This is a genomic window from Castellaniella hirudinis, from assembly GCF_042651965.1.
GTDB classification, from domain to species: Bacteria; Pseudomonadota; Gammaproteobacteria; order Burkholderiales; family Burkholderiaceae_B; genus Castellaniella; species Castellaniella hirudinis.
The window spans coordinates 492,725-507,321 of sequence record NZ_JBHSDY010000002.1; the positions used below are offsets into that span (position 1 = coordinate 492,725).

At 66.0% G+C, this 14,597-nt stretch carries 13 protein-coding genes; 8 read left to right on the plus strand and 5 right to left on the minus strand.

What is annotated here, in order from left to right:
• Positions 1-9 precede the first annotated feature (9 nt).
• The gene (locus ACFO0J_RS04490; RefSeq protein ID WP_376811849.1) at positions 10-813 is read right to left on the minus strand and encodes a DeoR/GlpR family DNA-binding transcription regulator; all 804 of its coding nucleotides are present in this window, start codon (positions 811-813) and stop codon (positions 10-12) included.
• A gap of 91 nt (positions 814-904) precedes the next feature.
• On the opposite strand from ACFO0J_RS04490, the gene ACFO0J_RS04495 reads away from it, so the two are divergent.
• From ACFO0J_RS04495 to ACFO0J_RS04515, 5 genes are all read left to right on the plus strand, one after another.
• Entirely contained in the window at positions 905-1,546 is a 642-nt protein-coding gene (locus ACFO0J_RS04495) for a TIGR00725 family protein (RefSeq protein ID WP_376811850.1), read from the plus strand.
• Positions 1,547-1,643: 97 nt separating this feature from the next.
• Positions 1,644-2,417 (plus strand): ABC transporter permease, encoded by a 774-nt coding sequence (locus ACFO0J_RS04500; protein ID WP_376811851.1) that lies wholly within the window; start codon positions 1,644-1,646, stop codon positions 2,415-2,417.
• A 21-nt stretch (positions 2,418-2,438) separates the two neighbouring features.
• Entirely contained in the window at positions 2,439-3,503 is a 1,065-nt protein-coding gene (locus tag ACFO0J_RS04505; RefSeq protein WP_376811852.1) for an ABC transporter ATP-binding protein, read from the plus strand.
• A gap of 4 nt (positions 3,504-3,507) precedes the next feature.
• A complete protein-coding gene (locus ACFO0J_RS04510; RefSeq protein WP_376811853.1) occupies positions 3,508-4,590 on the plus strand; it encodes an extracellular solute-binding protein in 1,083 nt (360 codons plus the stop codon).
• 9 nt (positions 4,591-4,599) lie between these two features.
• On the plus strand, positions 4,600-5,427 hold the full coding sequence (locus ACFO0J_RS04515; protein WP_376811854.1) for an ABC transporter permease: 828 nt from the start codon (positions 4,600-4,602) through the stop codon (positions 5,425-5,427).
• A gap of 18 nt (positions 5,428-5,445) precedes the next feature.
• Here the strand turns inward: ACFO0J_RS04515 and htpG are convergent, their stop codons facing one another.
• Entirely contained in the window at positions 5,446-7,350 is a 1,905-nt protein-coding gene (gene htpG / locus ACFO0J_RS04520; protein WP_376811855.1) for a molecular chaperone HtpG, read from the minus strand.
• A gap of 150 nt (positions 7,351-7,500) precedes the next feature.
• Positions 7,501-8,415, minus strand: a complete 915-nt coding sequence (locus tag ACFO0J_RS04525) for a LysR family transcriptional regulator (protein ID WP_376811856.1) — start codon at positions 8,413-8,415, stop codon at positions 7,501-7,503.
• Positions 8,416-8,513: 98 nt separating this feature from the next.
• Here ACFO0J_RS04525 and ACFO0J_RS04530 point away from each other — a divergent pair, with 98 nt between their 5' ends.
• Together ACFO0J_RS04530 and ACFO0J_RS04535 are read left to right on the plus strand one after the other, a co-directional pair.
• Positions 8,514-9,875: a nucleobase:cation symporter-2 family protein gene (locus tag ACFO0J_RS04530; protein WP_376811857.1), complete on the plus strand. Its 1,362-nt coding sequence runs from the start codon at positions 8,514-8,516 to the stop codon at positions 9,873-9,875.
• A 65-nt stretch (positions 9,876-9,940) separates the two neighbouring features.
• Entirely contained in the window at positions 9,941-10,468 is a 528-nt protein-coding gene (locus ACFO0J_RS04535; protein WP_376811858.1) for a nucleoside deaminase, read from the plus strand.
• A gap of 39 nt (positions 10,469-10,507) precedes the next feature.
• On the opposite strand, the gene ACFO0J_RS04540 is transcribed toward ACFO0J_RS04535, so the two are convergent.
• The gene (locus tag ACFO0J_RS04540) at positions 10,508-11,680 is read right to left on the minus strand and encodes a mechanosensitive ion channel family protein (protein ID WP_376811859.1); all 1,173 of its coding nucleotides are present in this window, start codon (positions 11,678-11,680) and stop codon (positions 10,508-10,510) included.
• A 185-nt stretch (positions 11,681-11,865) separates the two neighbouring features.
• Between ACFO0J_RS04540 and ACFO0J_RS04545 the strand changes: the two genes are divergently transcribed.
• Positions 11,866-13,872, plus strand: a complete 2,007-nt coding sequence (locus ACFO0J_RS04545; RefSeq protein WP_376811860.1) for a methyl-accepting chemotaxis protein — start codon at positions 11,866-11,868, stop codon at positions 13,870-13,872.
• Here the strand turns inward: ACFO0J_RS04545 and ACFO0J_RS04550 are convergent.
• Complete coding sequence (locus ACFO0J_RS04550; RefSeq protein ID WP_376812001.1) at positions 13,869-14,501, minus strand: LysE/ArgO family amino acid transporter; 633 nt, start codon at positions 14,499-14,501, stop codon at positions 13,869-13,871. The two genes, ACFO0J_RS04545 and ACFO0J_RS04550, sit on opposite strands and share 4 nt — an antisense overlap.
• Positions 14,502-14,597: the final 96 nt, after the last annotated feature.

Sequence of the window (14,597 nt, forward strand, 5' to 3'; positions counted from 1 at the left end):
ACCCTGCGGTCATGGATTTGACCGCTCGCACGACTCGACCGCAGACAACGCGGCTCGGCGGGCAAGGATGATTTCCACGCCCGCACCGCTCAAGGCGTCCGCCAGCGCGGCGGGTGGCCGGGCGTCCGAAAGTATCTGGTCAAGCGCAACCGCCTCCGCCAGCCGGATGCTGGCTTGGCGCCGATACTTGCTGGCATCGATGATCCCCACGGCCGTCGCGGCGCGACCAATCGCGGCCCGCTTCACCAGCACCTTGTCCAGATCGAAATCCATGGGTGCGCCATCCGTGTCGAACCCCGAGAACCCGATGAAGGCATAGTCGAAGCTGAACTGCTCGACGAGCGCGATCGCCAGCGGGCCGACCAGGGCGCCGTCGCGGGTGCGCGCCGTGCCGCCCGCGACGACCGTCTCGATCGTCGGATGTCCGGCCAGGGCCAGACCCACATTGAGGTTCGACGTGACGACGCGGCAGCCGACGCGCAGGGGCAGCAGGCATTGCGCCAGGGCTTCGGCGGTGGTGCCGACGTCGATGAAAACAGTCATTTTTTCACCGACCCGGCGCGCGGCCTCGGCGGCAATGGCGTGCTTGGCGTCGAGGGCGAGGGCACGCTTGTCATCGTAGCGGGGGCGCACCCGGCCGTCGACGGCACCTGCGCCACCGTGAAAACGCTGGAGGAGACCCGCATGATCCATGAAGATGATGTCGCGCCGGATCGTCTGGTGCGAGGTGTCGAACCGGCCGGCCAGGGCATCGATGGTGGCGTAGCCCTGCCGGGTGACGATCCGCAGGATTTCGGCCTGGCGTTTGTTCAATCGAGCGGGTTCCGCAGAAACAGTTGTCATCGGCATGTAGGATAACTTACATTACGTGAATTCGTTCATCCTACCTCGTTTGGCGGTCTCCATGAGTCATCCCTCCTTTTCCTGGTCACAGCAAGCCCGCGCCCTGTACGCCGACGGCGCCTTGCGCTTCGACCCCTGGGCCTGGCACTGGGCCCCCGCAACAGAAACCGCGCCTGCGGACCTGCAGCCCGTGAACGCCTGCGAAGCCCTGCGAGCACTCACGGGATCGCTGCGCCTGGTGCCGATCGCAGTGATCGGCCCGCGCGAAGCGTCCGAAACCGAACGCCGGATCGCCGAAGACCTGGGTGCGGAACTGGCACGGCACGGGCTGCAACTCTTGTGCGGCGGCCGCAACGGGGTCATGGAAGCCAGCGCCAAGGGCCACCTGGAGGCCGGCGGCCAGCCGATCGGCCTCTTGCCGGACGGCGACTGGCGCTCGGCCAATCCGTACGTGCGCATTCCAATCGCCACCGGTATCGGCAAATCGCGCAACGCCATCATCGCCCAGTCCTGCCCGGTACTGATCGCGGTCGGCGGGGGCTACGGCACCATGTCCGAGATCGCCTTCGGCCTGCACTTCGACCACAAGGTGCTGTCCCTGGGCGATGCGCCCAAGATGCCCGGCGTCATTCCTTGCGCATCCGTCGAAGAAGCGATGCGGCTCACGGCTGAACATCTGCTGCGCGTCGAAAACCAAGCCTAGGACACCACTCTGTTTGTCATAAAAATGACTTACGGGTCTGCGATAATGTAAGTAATATGACAAATCCTCCGCGACGCACCTGCCCGGGCCTCATGCAATGCTGCTGATCACCCTCGCTTATCTGCTGTTCCTGGCCACGCCGATCGCACTGCTGTTCGTCGGTTCGTTCGGCGAGTCCTGGAGCAACACGATTCTGCCTCACGGCTTCACCGGCCGCTGGTATCTCGACGTTGCGGCGGACCCCAGCTTTCAGCGCGCCTTCCTCTCCAGCATCAAAGTCGTAGTCGCCACCTGCGTGCTGAACATGCTGATCGGCCTGCCGCTGGCCTATGCCATTTATTCCAGCGCGCGGCGCGGGGTACGGCTGGCGGCCAAGGTCATGGCCCTGCTGCCGATCGCCGTGCCCGATCTGGTGCTGGGCTTTGGCTTCATCCTGGTGTTTTCGTCGGACACGGCGCCCTGGCTGGGCAGCACGGGCCTGCTGATCGCGGCCCATCTGATCCTCACGCTGCCCTATACCGTCAACACCGTGCTGGCCGACATGCAGCAGTTGCGGCTGCACGACTACGAGCAGGTCGCGGCCACCCTCAGCGCCTCATTCTGGACGCGCCTCAAGGACATCGTGCTGCCGCTGCTGGGCACCAGCATGCTGTCTTCGCTGCTCATCGTCGCCGCGCTGTCGATCGGCGAATTCCAGATTTCCAATCTCATCTCGGGTTTTCTGTCCCGCACCTATCCGGTCGTGCTGCTGCAGGCTTTCTACGGCGCCACCGGCTTCGCCTGCGCGGCGACGGTGGTGCTGCTGTTATTGGCGATCCTGGCCTCCTGCGCCAGTTCGCTGACCGCAGCGGCCTCCAGCCGGCGCGCCTGATTCCAGACCCGGAAGCCTTTCATGTCCATCCAGTTCCAGTCCATCGATTACCGCTATCCGGGCAGTCCCAACGGGGTTTCCGGCGTCGATCTGACCATCGCCGACGGAGAATTCCTGGCCGTCATCGGCCCCTCGGGCTCGGGCAAGACCACGCTGCTCAAGCTGCTGGCGGGATTCGCCCGTCCCTCGTCCGGACGCATTATCGTGGACGACCGGGACATCACCGACCTGCCGCCCGAGAAGCGCCAGCTCGGCGTGGTGTTCCAGTCCTACGGTCTGTTCCCGCACATGTCCGCCCTGGACAACGTCGCCTACCCCCTGAAAATCCGCAGGGTGGCGCGTGCCGAACGCCGCGCGCGGGCGGCCGAGGCCCTCGAACGCGTCGGCCTGACTCAATGGACGCACAGCATGCCCACGGCCCTGTCGGGCGGGCAGCAGCAGCGGGTCGCCCTGGCGCGCGCATTGGTGTTCTCGCCCAGCGCCCTCCTGCTGGACGAACCCCTGTCGGCCCTGGACGCCGCCCTGCGGGTCGAGATGCGCGAAGAGATTCTGCGCGTGCAGCGCGCGGCCAACATCGCCACGCTGCACATCACGCACGACCAGGAAGAGGCCCTGTCCATCGCGGACCGCATCGCCATCATGCAGGCCGGCCGGATCGTCCAGCTCGGCACGCCCAAGGACCTCTACGACCGGCCGGTCAACCGCTGGGTTGCGTCCTTCATCGGTCAGGCCAATCTGTGGGAAGGCCGTGTCGGCGCCGACCGGCGCAGCGTACACACGCCCATCGGTGTGCTGGCCTGCGACGACGCCGGCAGCCATGCCGCTCACGCCCCGGTGACCGTGCTGATCCGGCCCGAGGCCATCCAGCCCGGCGGCACGGCCCCGGCCGGGGTCAACGCGCTGGGCGGCACCGTGCATGCCGACCGTTTCCTGGGTTCGGCCCGCCGCATCGACCTCGCCATCGGCGAGGGCCTGGTGCGCATCGACACCCTGTCCCGGGCGCCCTTCGACACCGTCGTGGTGCCGCCCGAATCGATTCGACTGCTTCCCCCCGAGCATCCCTCGGATTCCTCCCCCGCCCCTTAGGAGAATGAACGTGAGAACCCTCAAGCTTGCCGGCGCTGTCGCAACCGCCGTGCTGTGCCTGGCCGCAGGCGCGGCCCAGGCCTTTGACGGCCCCGAACTCTATCAAGGCGAACAGGCCTTGTACGAGGCGGCCAAGAAAGAAGGCATGGTCGTGTCCTTCGACACCGGCCCCACCTGGGCAAACTGGAACGCGCAGTTCAACGCCTTCAAGAAACGCTACCCCGGCGTCGAACTGGTCTACAACGACCTGGGTTCCGCCGCCACCGTGGTCGCGCTGGACAAGGCGCGCAACCGCCCTCAGGCCGACACGGCCTACTACTTCGCCGCCTCGGCCCTGGACGCAATCGCCAAGGATGTGGTCACGGGCTTCAAACCGGTACAGTTCGACAAACTGCCCGAGACCTTGCGCGACCCGGACGGCAAGTGGTTCACCATCCACACGCTGAACGTGGCCTTCCTGGTGAACAAGAAGCTGGTCAAGGACGTGCCGCAGTCCTGGCAGGACCTGCTCAAGCCTGAATACAAAGGCTCGATCGTCTATCTCGACCCGCGCTCGACCGGCCAGGGACAGGTCATCGTCCTGGCGGCGAACTTCGCCAACCAGGGCTCCATGGACGACGTCAAGCCCGGCATCGACTATCTGGGCAAGCTGCAGAGCACCGGCAACGTGCTGCGCGTGGTGGGCACCACCCCGTACGCCCAGTTTCTCAAGGGCGAAATCCCCATCTGGATCGGCTACGAGAACGACGGCCTGAAAGCCCAGTATCTCGACGGCATGGGCGATGACATCGACGTGGTCATCCCCAAGGACGGCTCGGCCGCCGCACCCTATGCGATCAGCCTGGTCAAGAACGGCCCCAACCCGAACGCCGGCAAGCTGTGGCTGAACTACATCATGACCACGCCGGGCCAGGTGACCTTCGCACAAGGATTCGTACGGCCCTCCGTGCCCGGCACCGAACTGCCCAAGGACATCGCCGAAAAACTGCCCGCGGCGCCCCAGATCCAAGCCATCGACATCGCCAAGGCGACCGCCCGGAAGGCGGCGATCGACCAGGGCTGGGCGCGCGCGGTGCTGAACCAGTAGGCCGTCGCCATGCAGCTCTCGCGACAACGCTTCGCGCTGTTCACCCTGCCGGCACTGGCGCTGTTCTGCCTGTTCTTCGTGGTGCCGGTCGCCCTGATCCTGGGCGAAGCCTTGTCTGACGAGGGCGCCTTCCCGAGGGCGCTGTCCGATCCGCTGTTCCAGCGCGGACTGTGGGGGACGATCGTCCTCGGGACCTTGACGCCCCTGGCCTCGGTGCTCGTCGGATTCTGCGTCACCCTGGGCCTGAACCGCATGCGGCCGGGCATGCGCACGGCGTCGCTGTTCGCGATCTCCCTGCCGCTGACCTTCTCGGGCCTGATCGTGGCCTACGGTTTCATCCTCGGGTTCGGGCGCGCGGGATTCGTCACCCAACTGCTGGCCCAGATCGGCTTCGATCCCGCCCAGGTCGGCGCGCTGATCTATACCCCTGCAGGCCTGGGATTCGCCTATTCCTATTACCTGATTCCCCGGGTCGTCATGATCCTGCTGCCCGCCGTGCGCAATTTCGACATGGTGCAGCTCTCGGTGGCGCAGTCGCTGGGCGCCGGCCGCCTGCGCACCATCGCGGGGATCATGCTGCCGCAGATTTTCCCCAGCCTGGTGGCCGCCTTCTGTCTGACGGCAGCCGTGGCGATGGGCGCCTACGGGACCGCGCTGGCCCTGGTCGGCACCCAGCTCAACATCCTGCCCCTGTTGCTCTACAGCAAGATCTCCGAAGCCGGTTCCGACCTGCCGGCCGCTGCGGCGATCTCGCTGGTGCTCATGGCCCTGTGCTGCATTGTCATCACGCTGGGCGAATGGTTCGTGTCCTCGCGGGAAAAGCACGCCACGAGGTAAGCCCACACGCCCCCGCGATCACGCCTGCAGCAACAGCGCGTTCACCCGCTTCACGAACGCTGCGGGATCCTTCAGGGCCGCGCCTTCGGCCAGCATGGCCTGGTCCAGCAACAGTTCAGCCCAGTCACCGAACGATGCGTCGGGCTGCGCCTCCAGGCGCTTGACCAGGGCGTGCTGCGGGTTCACTTCCAGGATGGGCTTGACTTCGGGCGCGTCCTGGCCGGCGGCCTTGAGCATGCGCAGCAGGTGCGGGCTCAACTCGTTCTCGTCCACGACCACGCAGGCGGGCGAATCGACCAGGCGGGCCGTGGCCCGGACTTCCTTGACGCGCTCGCCCAGGGCAGCCGTCAAGCGCTCGATCGTCGGCTTGAAGGCCTCGGCGGCTTCGGCCTGCTGCTTCTTTTCTTCCTCATCGGCCAGCGCGTCCAGGTCCAGGCCGCCCTTGGCGACCGAGGCCAGGGACTTGCCTTCGAATTCACGCAAATAGGACAGCATCCATTCGTCCACGCGGTCGGACAGCAGCAGGACTTCCAGGCCCTTGCGGCGGAAGACTTCCAGGTGCGGGCTGTGCGCGGCGGCGGCGTAGGAATCGGCGCTCAGGTAGTAGATCTTGTCCTGGCCTTCCTTCATGCGGCCGATGTAGTCGGCCAGGGACACGGTCTGCGCCGGGCTGTCGGACTGGGTGGACGCGAAACGCAGCAGGCCGGCGATGCGGTCCTTGTTGGCGGGGTCCTCGCCCGCGCCTTCCTTCAGCACCTGGCCGAACTGGGTCCAGAATTCGGCGTATTCCTCGGGCTTGTCCTTGGCCAGGTCTTCGAGCAGGCCCAGGATGCGCTTGGCGGAGCCTTCGCGGATGGCGCGCACGTCGCGGCTTTCCTGCAGGATTTCCCGCGAGACGTTCAGCGGCAGGTCGGCGGAATCGACCACGCCGCGCACGAAGCGCAGGTAGGTCGGGAGCAACTGGTCGGCGTCGTCCATGATGAAGACGCGCTTGACGTACAGCTTCACGCCCCGGCGGGCATCCCGGTCGTACAGGTCGAAGGGCGCGCGCTTCGGGACGAACAGCAACTGGGTGTATTCGCTGCGGCCCTCGACACGATTGTGCGTCCAGGCCAGCGGGTCCTCAAAATCGTGCGAAACGTGCTTGTAGAACTCTTTGTACTGTTCGTCGGTGATGTCGGACTTGGACCGGGTCCACAAGGCATTGGCCTGGTTGACGGTTTCCCAGGCGTCCTTGACGACTTGCTCGGACTTTTCCGCGTCCCATTCTTCCTGCTTCATTTCGACGGGCAGGGAGATGTGGTCGGAGTAGCGGCGCAGGACCTCACGCAGCTTCCAGCTCGACAGGAATTCGTCCTCGTCGGCACGCAGGGTCAGCGTGACGGAGGTGCCGCGCGCTTCCTGGTCGATGGCAGCCACGGAGAATTCGCCCTGGCCGTCGGATTCCCACAGCACGCCTTCGGATGCCGGCAGGCCGGCGCGGCGGCTGCGCACCGCAACCTTTTCCGCGACGATGAAAGACGAATAGAAACCGACGCCGAACTGGCCGATCAACTGGGCGTCCTTCTGCTTGTCGCCGGTCAGTTGGGAGAAGAATTCGCGCGTGCCGGAACGGGCGATGGTGCCCAGGTTGGCGATCGCCTCGTCACGCGACAGGCCGATGCCGTTGTCGGTGATGGTGATGGTGCGGGCGTCCTTGTCGAATTCGACGCGAATGCGCAGATCGGCGCCGCCTTCGAGCAGTTCCGGGTGATCGATGGCCTCGAAGCGCAGCTTGTCGCAGGCGTCGGACGCGTTGGACACGAGTTCGCGCAGAAAGATTTCTTTGTTGCTGTACAGGGAATGGATCATCAGGTGCAGCAACTGCTTGACCTCGGCCTGGAAGCCCAGGGTTTCGGCCGGCTTGGTATCGGTTTGGCTCATGATTCGGGTGAGTTCGAAGGTTCAGGCGGGATCGCGGGGCGCCCCGGGGAGCGCACGCACGGCAGCCCCCAGGGCGGATTGCTCCATCAGATGGGGCCGGCAGCGGACATTTTCAAGACACGCCGCCCAAAGGCGGCGCACGGCGCGGACCTACCAGGTCGTCGGGCGCCCCATGCGGTCGGTCTCGTAGATCTTGTGGTCGCGCAGGCGCCGCAACAGCCAGGCCCCGGCCCGGCCCAGGGTGTGGGATTTCTGCCAGACCAGATCGATGCCGACCACCCAGTCAGTGTGCGGGTAGGCCGTCAAGGGCAGTTCGACCAGTTCGCCGGCCTCCAGTTCGCGCAGGACGAGCTGGCGCGGCAAGGTGGACCAGCCCAGGCCGGCGCGCGTCATTTCCAGCAAGGCCAGATAGTTTTCCGCCCGCCAGCACTGCGTGGCCTCCAGGTATTCCGTCGACGGCAGACGCTCGTTGTGCGCCAGGAACATCAGGCGCCGGTGCCCGCGCAGTTCCGCGAAGTCGATCTTCGGCAGCTTCGCCAGAGGGTGGTCGTGGCGCACGACGTGCAACAGGATCAGCTTGCCCATCTGGGCAAAGGCCAGCTCCCGGGGATAGTCCCGCTGCGCGAACGCAATGCCCATGGCGACCTCGCCCCGCCGCACCAGGCCGGACACATCGCCGTCGAAAGAATGGCGGATGTCCAGGTCCACATACGGAAAATGCGCCGCGAAATCCGCCAGCGGCGTCATGAGGGTGTTGTGGGGCGCTTCGATCGCCAGGCGCAGGCGGGTCTCGGTGGCCTCGGACAAGTCCCGCGCATGGGCCTCCAGATCCAGGCAGCGTTCCAGCACCAGTTCCGCCTGGCGCAGCAGCCGCGCGCCGGCCTCGGTCGGCACCGGCCACTTGCGGCTGCGGTCGAACAGTTCCACCCCCAGGTCGATCTCCAGATTGGAAATCGCCGCGCTGACGGTGGACTGGGTCTTGCCCAGATGCCGGGCCGCGGCAGAAAACGAGCCGGCCCGCACCACGGCGGCAAAGGTCTCCAGTTGATCCAGTGTGTAGCGCATGTCCGTCCAATATATCGATCAAATCGATGGATGATCATTTGTTTCAATGATAAATCAAGTGGATCATGGCGCCACGAACTAAAACCAAGGAGACACACATGGCCCGGCCAGAATCCGTCCATCCCGTGGACGAAATACTCCCCCTGAAACAGCTTTTCACCTTCGGACTGCAGCACGTGCTGGTCATGTACGCGGGCGCCGTCGCCGTGCCGCTGATCCTGGGCAGCGCCCTGGGGCTGAGCCAGCACGACATGGTGCTGCTGATCAACGCCAATCTGCTGACCTCGGGCATCGCCACCCTGATCCAGACCATCGGCTGCTGGAAATTCGGGGCGCGCCTGCCGCTGATCCAGGGCTGCTCGTTCATCGCCATCGCGCCGATGATCATGATCGGCAAGCAGTACGGCATCAGCCACCTGTTCGGCTCGGTCATCGCCTGCGGCTTCATCACCATCCTGATCGCACCGATCTTCAGCCGCCTGCTGAAGTTCTTTCCGCCGGTGGTGATCGGCAGCCTAATCACCATCATCGGCGTCTCCCTGATGCCCGCCGCCGCCATCTGGCTGGGCGGCGGCAACCCGGACGCGGCCGACTTCGGCTCGGTCCCCAACCTGCTGCTGGGCCTGGCGACCATCGCCATCACCCTGTTCATCTACGCCCGCTACAAGGGCTTCGTCGGCAATCTGTCGGTCCTGATCGGACTGATCGCGGGCACGGCCATCGCCGCCGCCTTCGGCATGACCAGTTTCGGCCACGTGGGCGAGGCCGCCTGGTTCGAGATCAGCGCGCCTTTCGCCTTCGGCCTGCCCGAATTTTCCGTGGCGCCGATCCTGATCATGACCCTGGCCATGCTGGTCATCATGGCCGAGACCACCGGCAACGTGCTGGCGATCGGCACCATCGTCGGCCGCCCCTCGTCCCAGGAAACCCTGGGCAACGCCTTCCGCTCGGACGGTCTGTCGACCATGCTGGGCGGCATGTTCAACAGCTTCCCCTACAACGCCTTCACCCAGAACACCGGCCTGATCGCCCTGTCGAACGTCAAGAGCCGCTACGTCGTGGCCGCCTCGGGCGTGATCATGATGCTCATGGGCATGTTCCCCACGCTGGGCGCGATCATCGCCTCGATTCCGCGCCCGGTCCTGGGCGGCTGCGCCATCGTGATGTTCGGCATGACCACCGTGGCCGGCATCCAGGAACTGTCCCGTGTGCAATTCGAAGGCACCCGCAACGGCATCATCGTGGCGGTCTCGGTCAGCATCGGCGTCCTGCCCATGTCCTTCCCCGCCCTGTTCGGCCACGTCGAAGGCCCGCTGCGCCTGATCCTCGACAGCGGCATCTTCCTGGGCGCCATCACGGCCGTCCTGCTGAACGTCCTGCTCAACGGCACGGGCGCGCAGCCCGCCCAGGTGCAGAGCCTGCCGGCCGAGGCCCCGCACAGCGGCGCCCTGGAAGCCTGAAGCATCCCTCTCTTTCCCGGCCGCCGGGCGCCCGGCGGCCCCATTCCATCACCAAGGAATTTCTGATGAATACCACCACCCACTCCGAATCGTCCGGCCTCTCGAAGCTCGACAGGGACCTGCTGCAAGAGGCCATCGCGCTGGCCGACCGGTCCCGGGCCAACGGCCACCACCCCTTCGCCGCCCTGGTGGCGGACCGCGAGGGCAACATCATCGCCATCGCGGAAAACAATTCCCTGCCGCCGGCAGGCGACCCGACCCAGCACGCCGAACTCGCCGCGGCCGCAGCGGCAGCCCGCAAGCTGTCGCCCGAGGAGTTACTGGATTGCACGCTCTACACCAGCGCCGAGCCTTGCTGCATGTGCGCCGGGGCGATCTACTGGTGCAACATCGGCCGGGTCGTCTACGCGCTGTCGGAACACCGCCTGCTGACGCTGACGGGCGATCACCCGGAAAACCCGACTTTCTCGCTGCCCTGCCGTGAAGTGTTCCTGCGCGGCCAGCGCCGCATCGAGGTCCACGGCCCGCTGATGGAAGACGAGGCCGCCGAGTCCCATCGCGGTTTCTGGAACGCGGAACCCGAGCACGCCTGACCGGGCTGCACGCCGGGCCTGATCAGGCCCGGCGCCGCCTCAGCCTGCCGACGGCAGAGGCGGCGGCATCGGCGGCAGCGTGCCGCCCGTCTCCGACCCGCCCGGCCCGCGAGCCGGCGCCCCAAGCTGCGGCATCTCGACGGTGGACACCGGCCCGGCCAACTGGGCGCCGTGGCGGCGGATGATGTCGGCGATTTTCAGCAGCACGTCCTCCTGGACGTTCATGTAGTCGTTGTAATCGGTGCTGACCGTAAAGGCGTACAAGGACAGTTTCAGGGAAAACGTCCCGCAACTGCTGAAGTTGAACGCAAAGAAATCATGCTTCACCCCCGGATGCTGGCGCAGCATGTCCCGCGTGTCGGCGACGATGGCCGGCACGGCGCCGATGTCGGCGTAGCGGAGGTGGATGTCCTCCATGATGCGGCGGCTGGTCATGCGGGTGTGGTTGATGACCGGCTGGGTATTGAACATCGCGTTGGGCACGTAGAAGGGCTTGCAGTCAAAGCCGATCAGCCGCGTGGCGCGCCAGCCGATGTGCTCGACCCCGCCCATCAAATCCGTGCCGGGGATGATGATGTATTCGCCGACCTTGAATGGACGGCTGGCGAAGATCGTCAGCCCGCCCAGCAGATTGGCCACCAGACTTTGCGCCGCAAAGCCCACGGCGATGCCGCCCATGCCGCCAAAGGCCAGCAGCCCGGCGATGGAAAAGCCCAGCGCCTGCATCATCATCAGGATGGCCGTGATGACGACGGACGCCTTGGTCAGCTTGCCGATGGCGTCGGCCGCCGTCGGGTCCAGTTCGCGGCCATGTTCACGCGCCCGCAACAGCAGATTGTCCTGGATGCGATTGATCGCGCGCAGCAGCAGCCACATCACCGCCAGGATCACCCCCACGTCGCGAATCGGCGCCAGGCCATGCGACAGCAAAGAATCCTTGGCCAAGTCCCCGTCGGCGTCCCGCAGCAGGATCTGGCCGGCCAGCGCAATGCCCTGCACCCAGACCAGCATCTGCACCGGCAGAGAAGCGCCCGCCAGCAGGCCGTGCCCCCAGGCATGCCGCACGGGATGCAGGCGGCGGGCGATGCGCTCCAGCGCGAAACGCAGCAGACCGCCCGCCAGCAAGGAACCCAGGACGACGGCAAAGACCTGAATGACGGTCCGCCATTCGTGGTAGATCACCGTCAATTGTGTGAGAAAAGAAGAAATCAAACCAGGAAGCTCCGGTTGCGATGGTTGAATGTTCCAGTGTATCGATCGACCGGAGGGTTCTCCAAACTTCGTCGTCCACGAATAGTCCTCATTTATTTCCAGACATTTCGAAACTGAAAACAATCCGCTAAGGTTACTGTTCAAAGCATAAGAAACTTCCCGCATTTCCTTGCAGGAGACATACCATGTCCGGACGACACCCAGGCACCGGCGCGGGCCGCATGGCGCGCGCCACGCTCGGCACCCAACTGTTCATCGCCGCCACCCTGATCACGATTCTGGTGATGGCGATCCTGGCCTCCATCATCACCTGGCAAAATCGGCAGACGGCCATCGCCAACGTCAGCGAGGCCAACCAGAGCGGGCTGCAAGACTACGACCGCACCCTGCAGCTGATCTACAACATCGCCCGCCAGCGCAGCGAATCCCTGTACCCGGTGTTGATCCGCTACATGAACGGCGAGCCCAAGCCCTCCGGCGAACTCGAAAGCGGCCTGCCGGTTTTTACGTCCTCGGGCAAGCCCATCAACGGCGACCAGAAACTGATGCGCAGCGTCACCGGCATGACGGCCGAGGTCTACGCCCGCACCGACAAAGGCTGGCAGCGGATCGCCAGCGCCTACCAGGACCGGCAGGACCACGCCCTGGGCCAGACGCTGGACGGGACCGATCCCATCGCCCAGGCCCTGGAAAAGGGCGAGAGCGCGCATTTCCCCGGCCAGGTCGACGACAAATGGCACCTGATCACGGTCAATCCGCTCAAGGAAGGCGGCAAGACCTACGGCGGGATCGTCGACTACCTGGACATCAGCGCCCAGATCGACCCCGTGCTGAAGGACCTGACCGGCACCAAGCTGGCCCGCTACGGCCAGTTGTTCGTGCTGCGGCCCGCAGCCGACGGCAAGGACTGGATCCGCGTCGCAGGCAATTTCGGCAAGCCCGGCGACCTGTTCAGCGCCGACAACCCGCCCGCCGATTTCGCCGCCATGGACGGCGCGTTCCAATCAGCGCCGGCGGGCGTGACGCGCATCTCCGTCCGGGGGCAGGAGATTTTCCTGGCCTGGCAGAGGGCGCCCAACTGGGGCTGGCTGATGTATGGCTTCGGCCCCGTCGACGACTATCTGGCCGAGAGCACCCGCGCCATGTGGATCCAGTTGGGCGTGATGCTGGCAGGCACGCTGCTGATTTCCCTGCTGATCCGCTGGCTGGCCCGCCGCACGCTGGGACCCGTGCGCGACGTGGTGGCCGGCATGCAGCGGCTGGGCGCCGGCGACCTGACGCATGAAATCCCGGCCAGCCCGGCCGGCAGCCGCAACGAGGTCCACCAGTTGCTGGACAGCCTGCGCGGCACCCAGGACGCCCTGCGGCACATGATCCGCCAGGTGCGCCGCAGCGTGGGTGAAATCCATACCGGCGCGCGCGAGATCGCCGTCGGCAACACGGACCTGTCCAGCCGTACCGAGGAACAAGCCGCCTCACTGCAGGAAACGGCCGCCAGCATGGAAGAACTGGCCTCCACCGTGCGCCAGAATGCCGACAACGCCCGTCAGGCGGACCAGTTGGCGGCAGGCGCCTCGCAGACCGCCCACCAGGGCGAGCAGGCCGTCCACGGCATGGTCGACACCATGAAGCGGATTGCCGACAGCTCGGCCCGCATCACCGACATCATCGGCGTGATCGACAGCATCGCCTTCCAGACCAACATCCTGGCCTTGAACGCGGCGGTGGAAGCCGCGCGCGCCGGCGAGGAAGGCCGCGGCTTTGCCGTGGTGGCCGGCGAGGTCCGCGCCCTGGCCCAGCGTTCCGCCGAGGCCGCGCGCGAAATCAAGGCGCTGATCGAAACCTCGTCCCAGGAAGTCGCGTCCGGCACCCGCCAGGCAAGCGACGCAGGCACCACCATGCAGGCAGTTCTGGCGGCGGTCGACCGGGTGACGCACATCATGGGGGAAATCGCCTCGGCCTCCAACGAGCAGTCCACCGGCATCGATCAGGTGAACCTGGCCGTCACCCAGATGGACCAGGTGACGCAGCAGAACGCCGCGCTGGTCGAGCAGGCGGCGGCCGCCGCCGATTCCCTCAGCGAGCAGGCCGACCGGCTGGCGGACACCGTGGCGGTCTTCCGCACCGGCGCTGACGAAGCAGCAGCATCACCCGCACTCGGTCAGGCGAACGTGCCGCGCCTGCCGGCTTAGAAAGGCAACAAACGCCAGGCTAATAGAAACATGACGGCGGCAATGCCGCCGTCCAGCCAGCGCCAGGCCCTGGGGTCCCGGAACAGGGGCGCGCACAGCCGCGACCCCAGGCCCAGCGCCATCAGCCACAGCACGCTGGCGGTCAAGGCCCCGGCGGCGAAGCCAAAGCGGTCATCGGCAAAACCGTGGGCGATCGAGCCCAGCACCATCATGTCCAGCCAGAAATGCGGATTGAGCAGCGTGAAGCCCACCGCGCTCAGCAAGGCGGCGCGGCGTGAGGACACCGCCGCTTGATCGGCCTGCGGGCCGGATGCCGGACGCCAGGCCCGGCGCGCCGACTGGATGCCGTACCACGACAGGAACACGACCCCGCACCACAGCACGGCATCCGCCAGCCCGGGCAGCCAGTCCGTCAGCGCCTGCAAGCCCGAGACGCTGCCGAAGATGAAGCAGGCGTCGATCAGGGCGCACACCAGCAGGACGGCGCTCAGGTGCGCCCGGGCGATGCCCTGGCGCAGGATGAAAGCGCTTTGCGCCCCTACCACGGCGAACATGCCCAGGCCCGTCAGCGTCCCGCTGGTCCAGGCGGCGACCAGGGGGGAAACGGCAGGGACGGTGGCGGCGAACATCATGCAACTCCAGGCGCGGGACAAAGGGTGTAAAGGCGCCCATTGTGCGCAAGCCCGGATATAAAATACAGCTAATTTATTTAAATCTGATTAAGC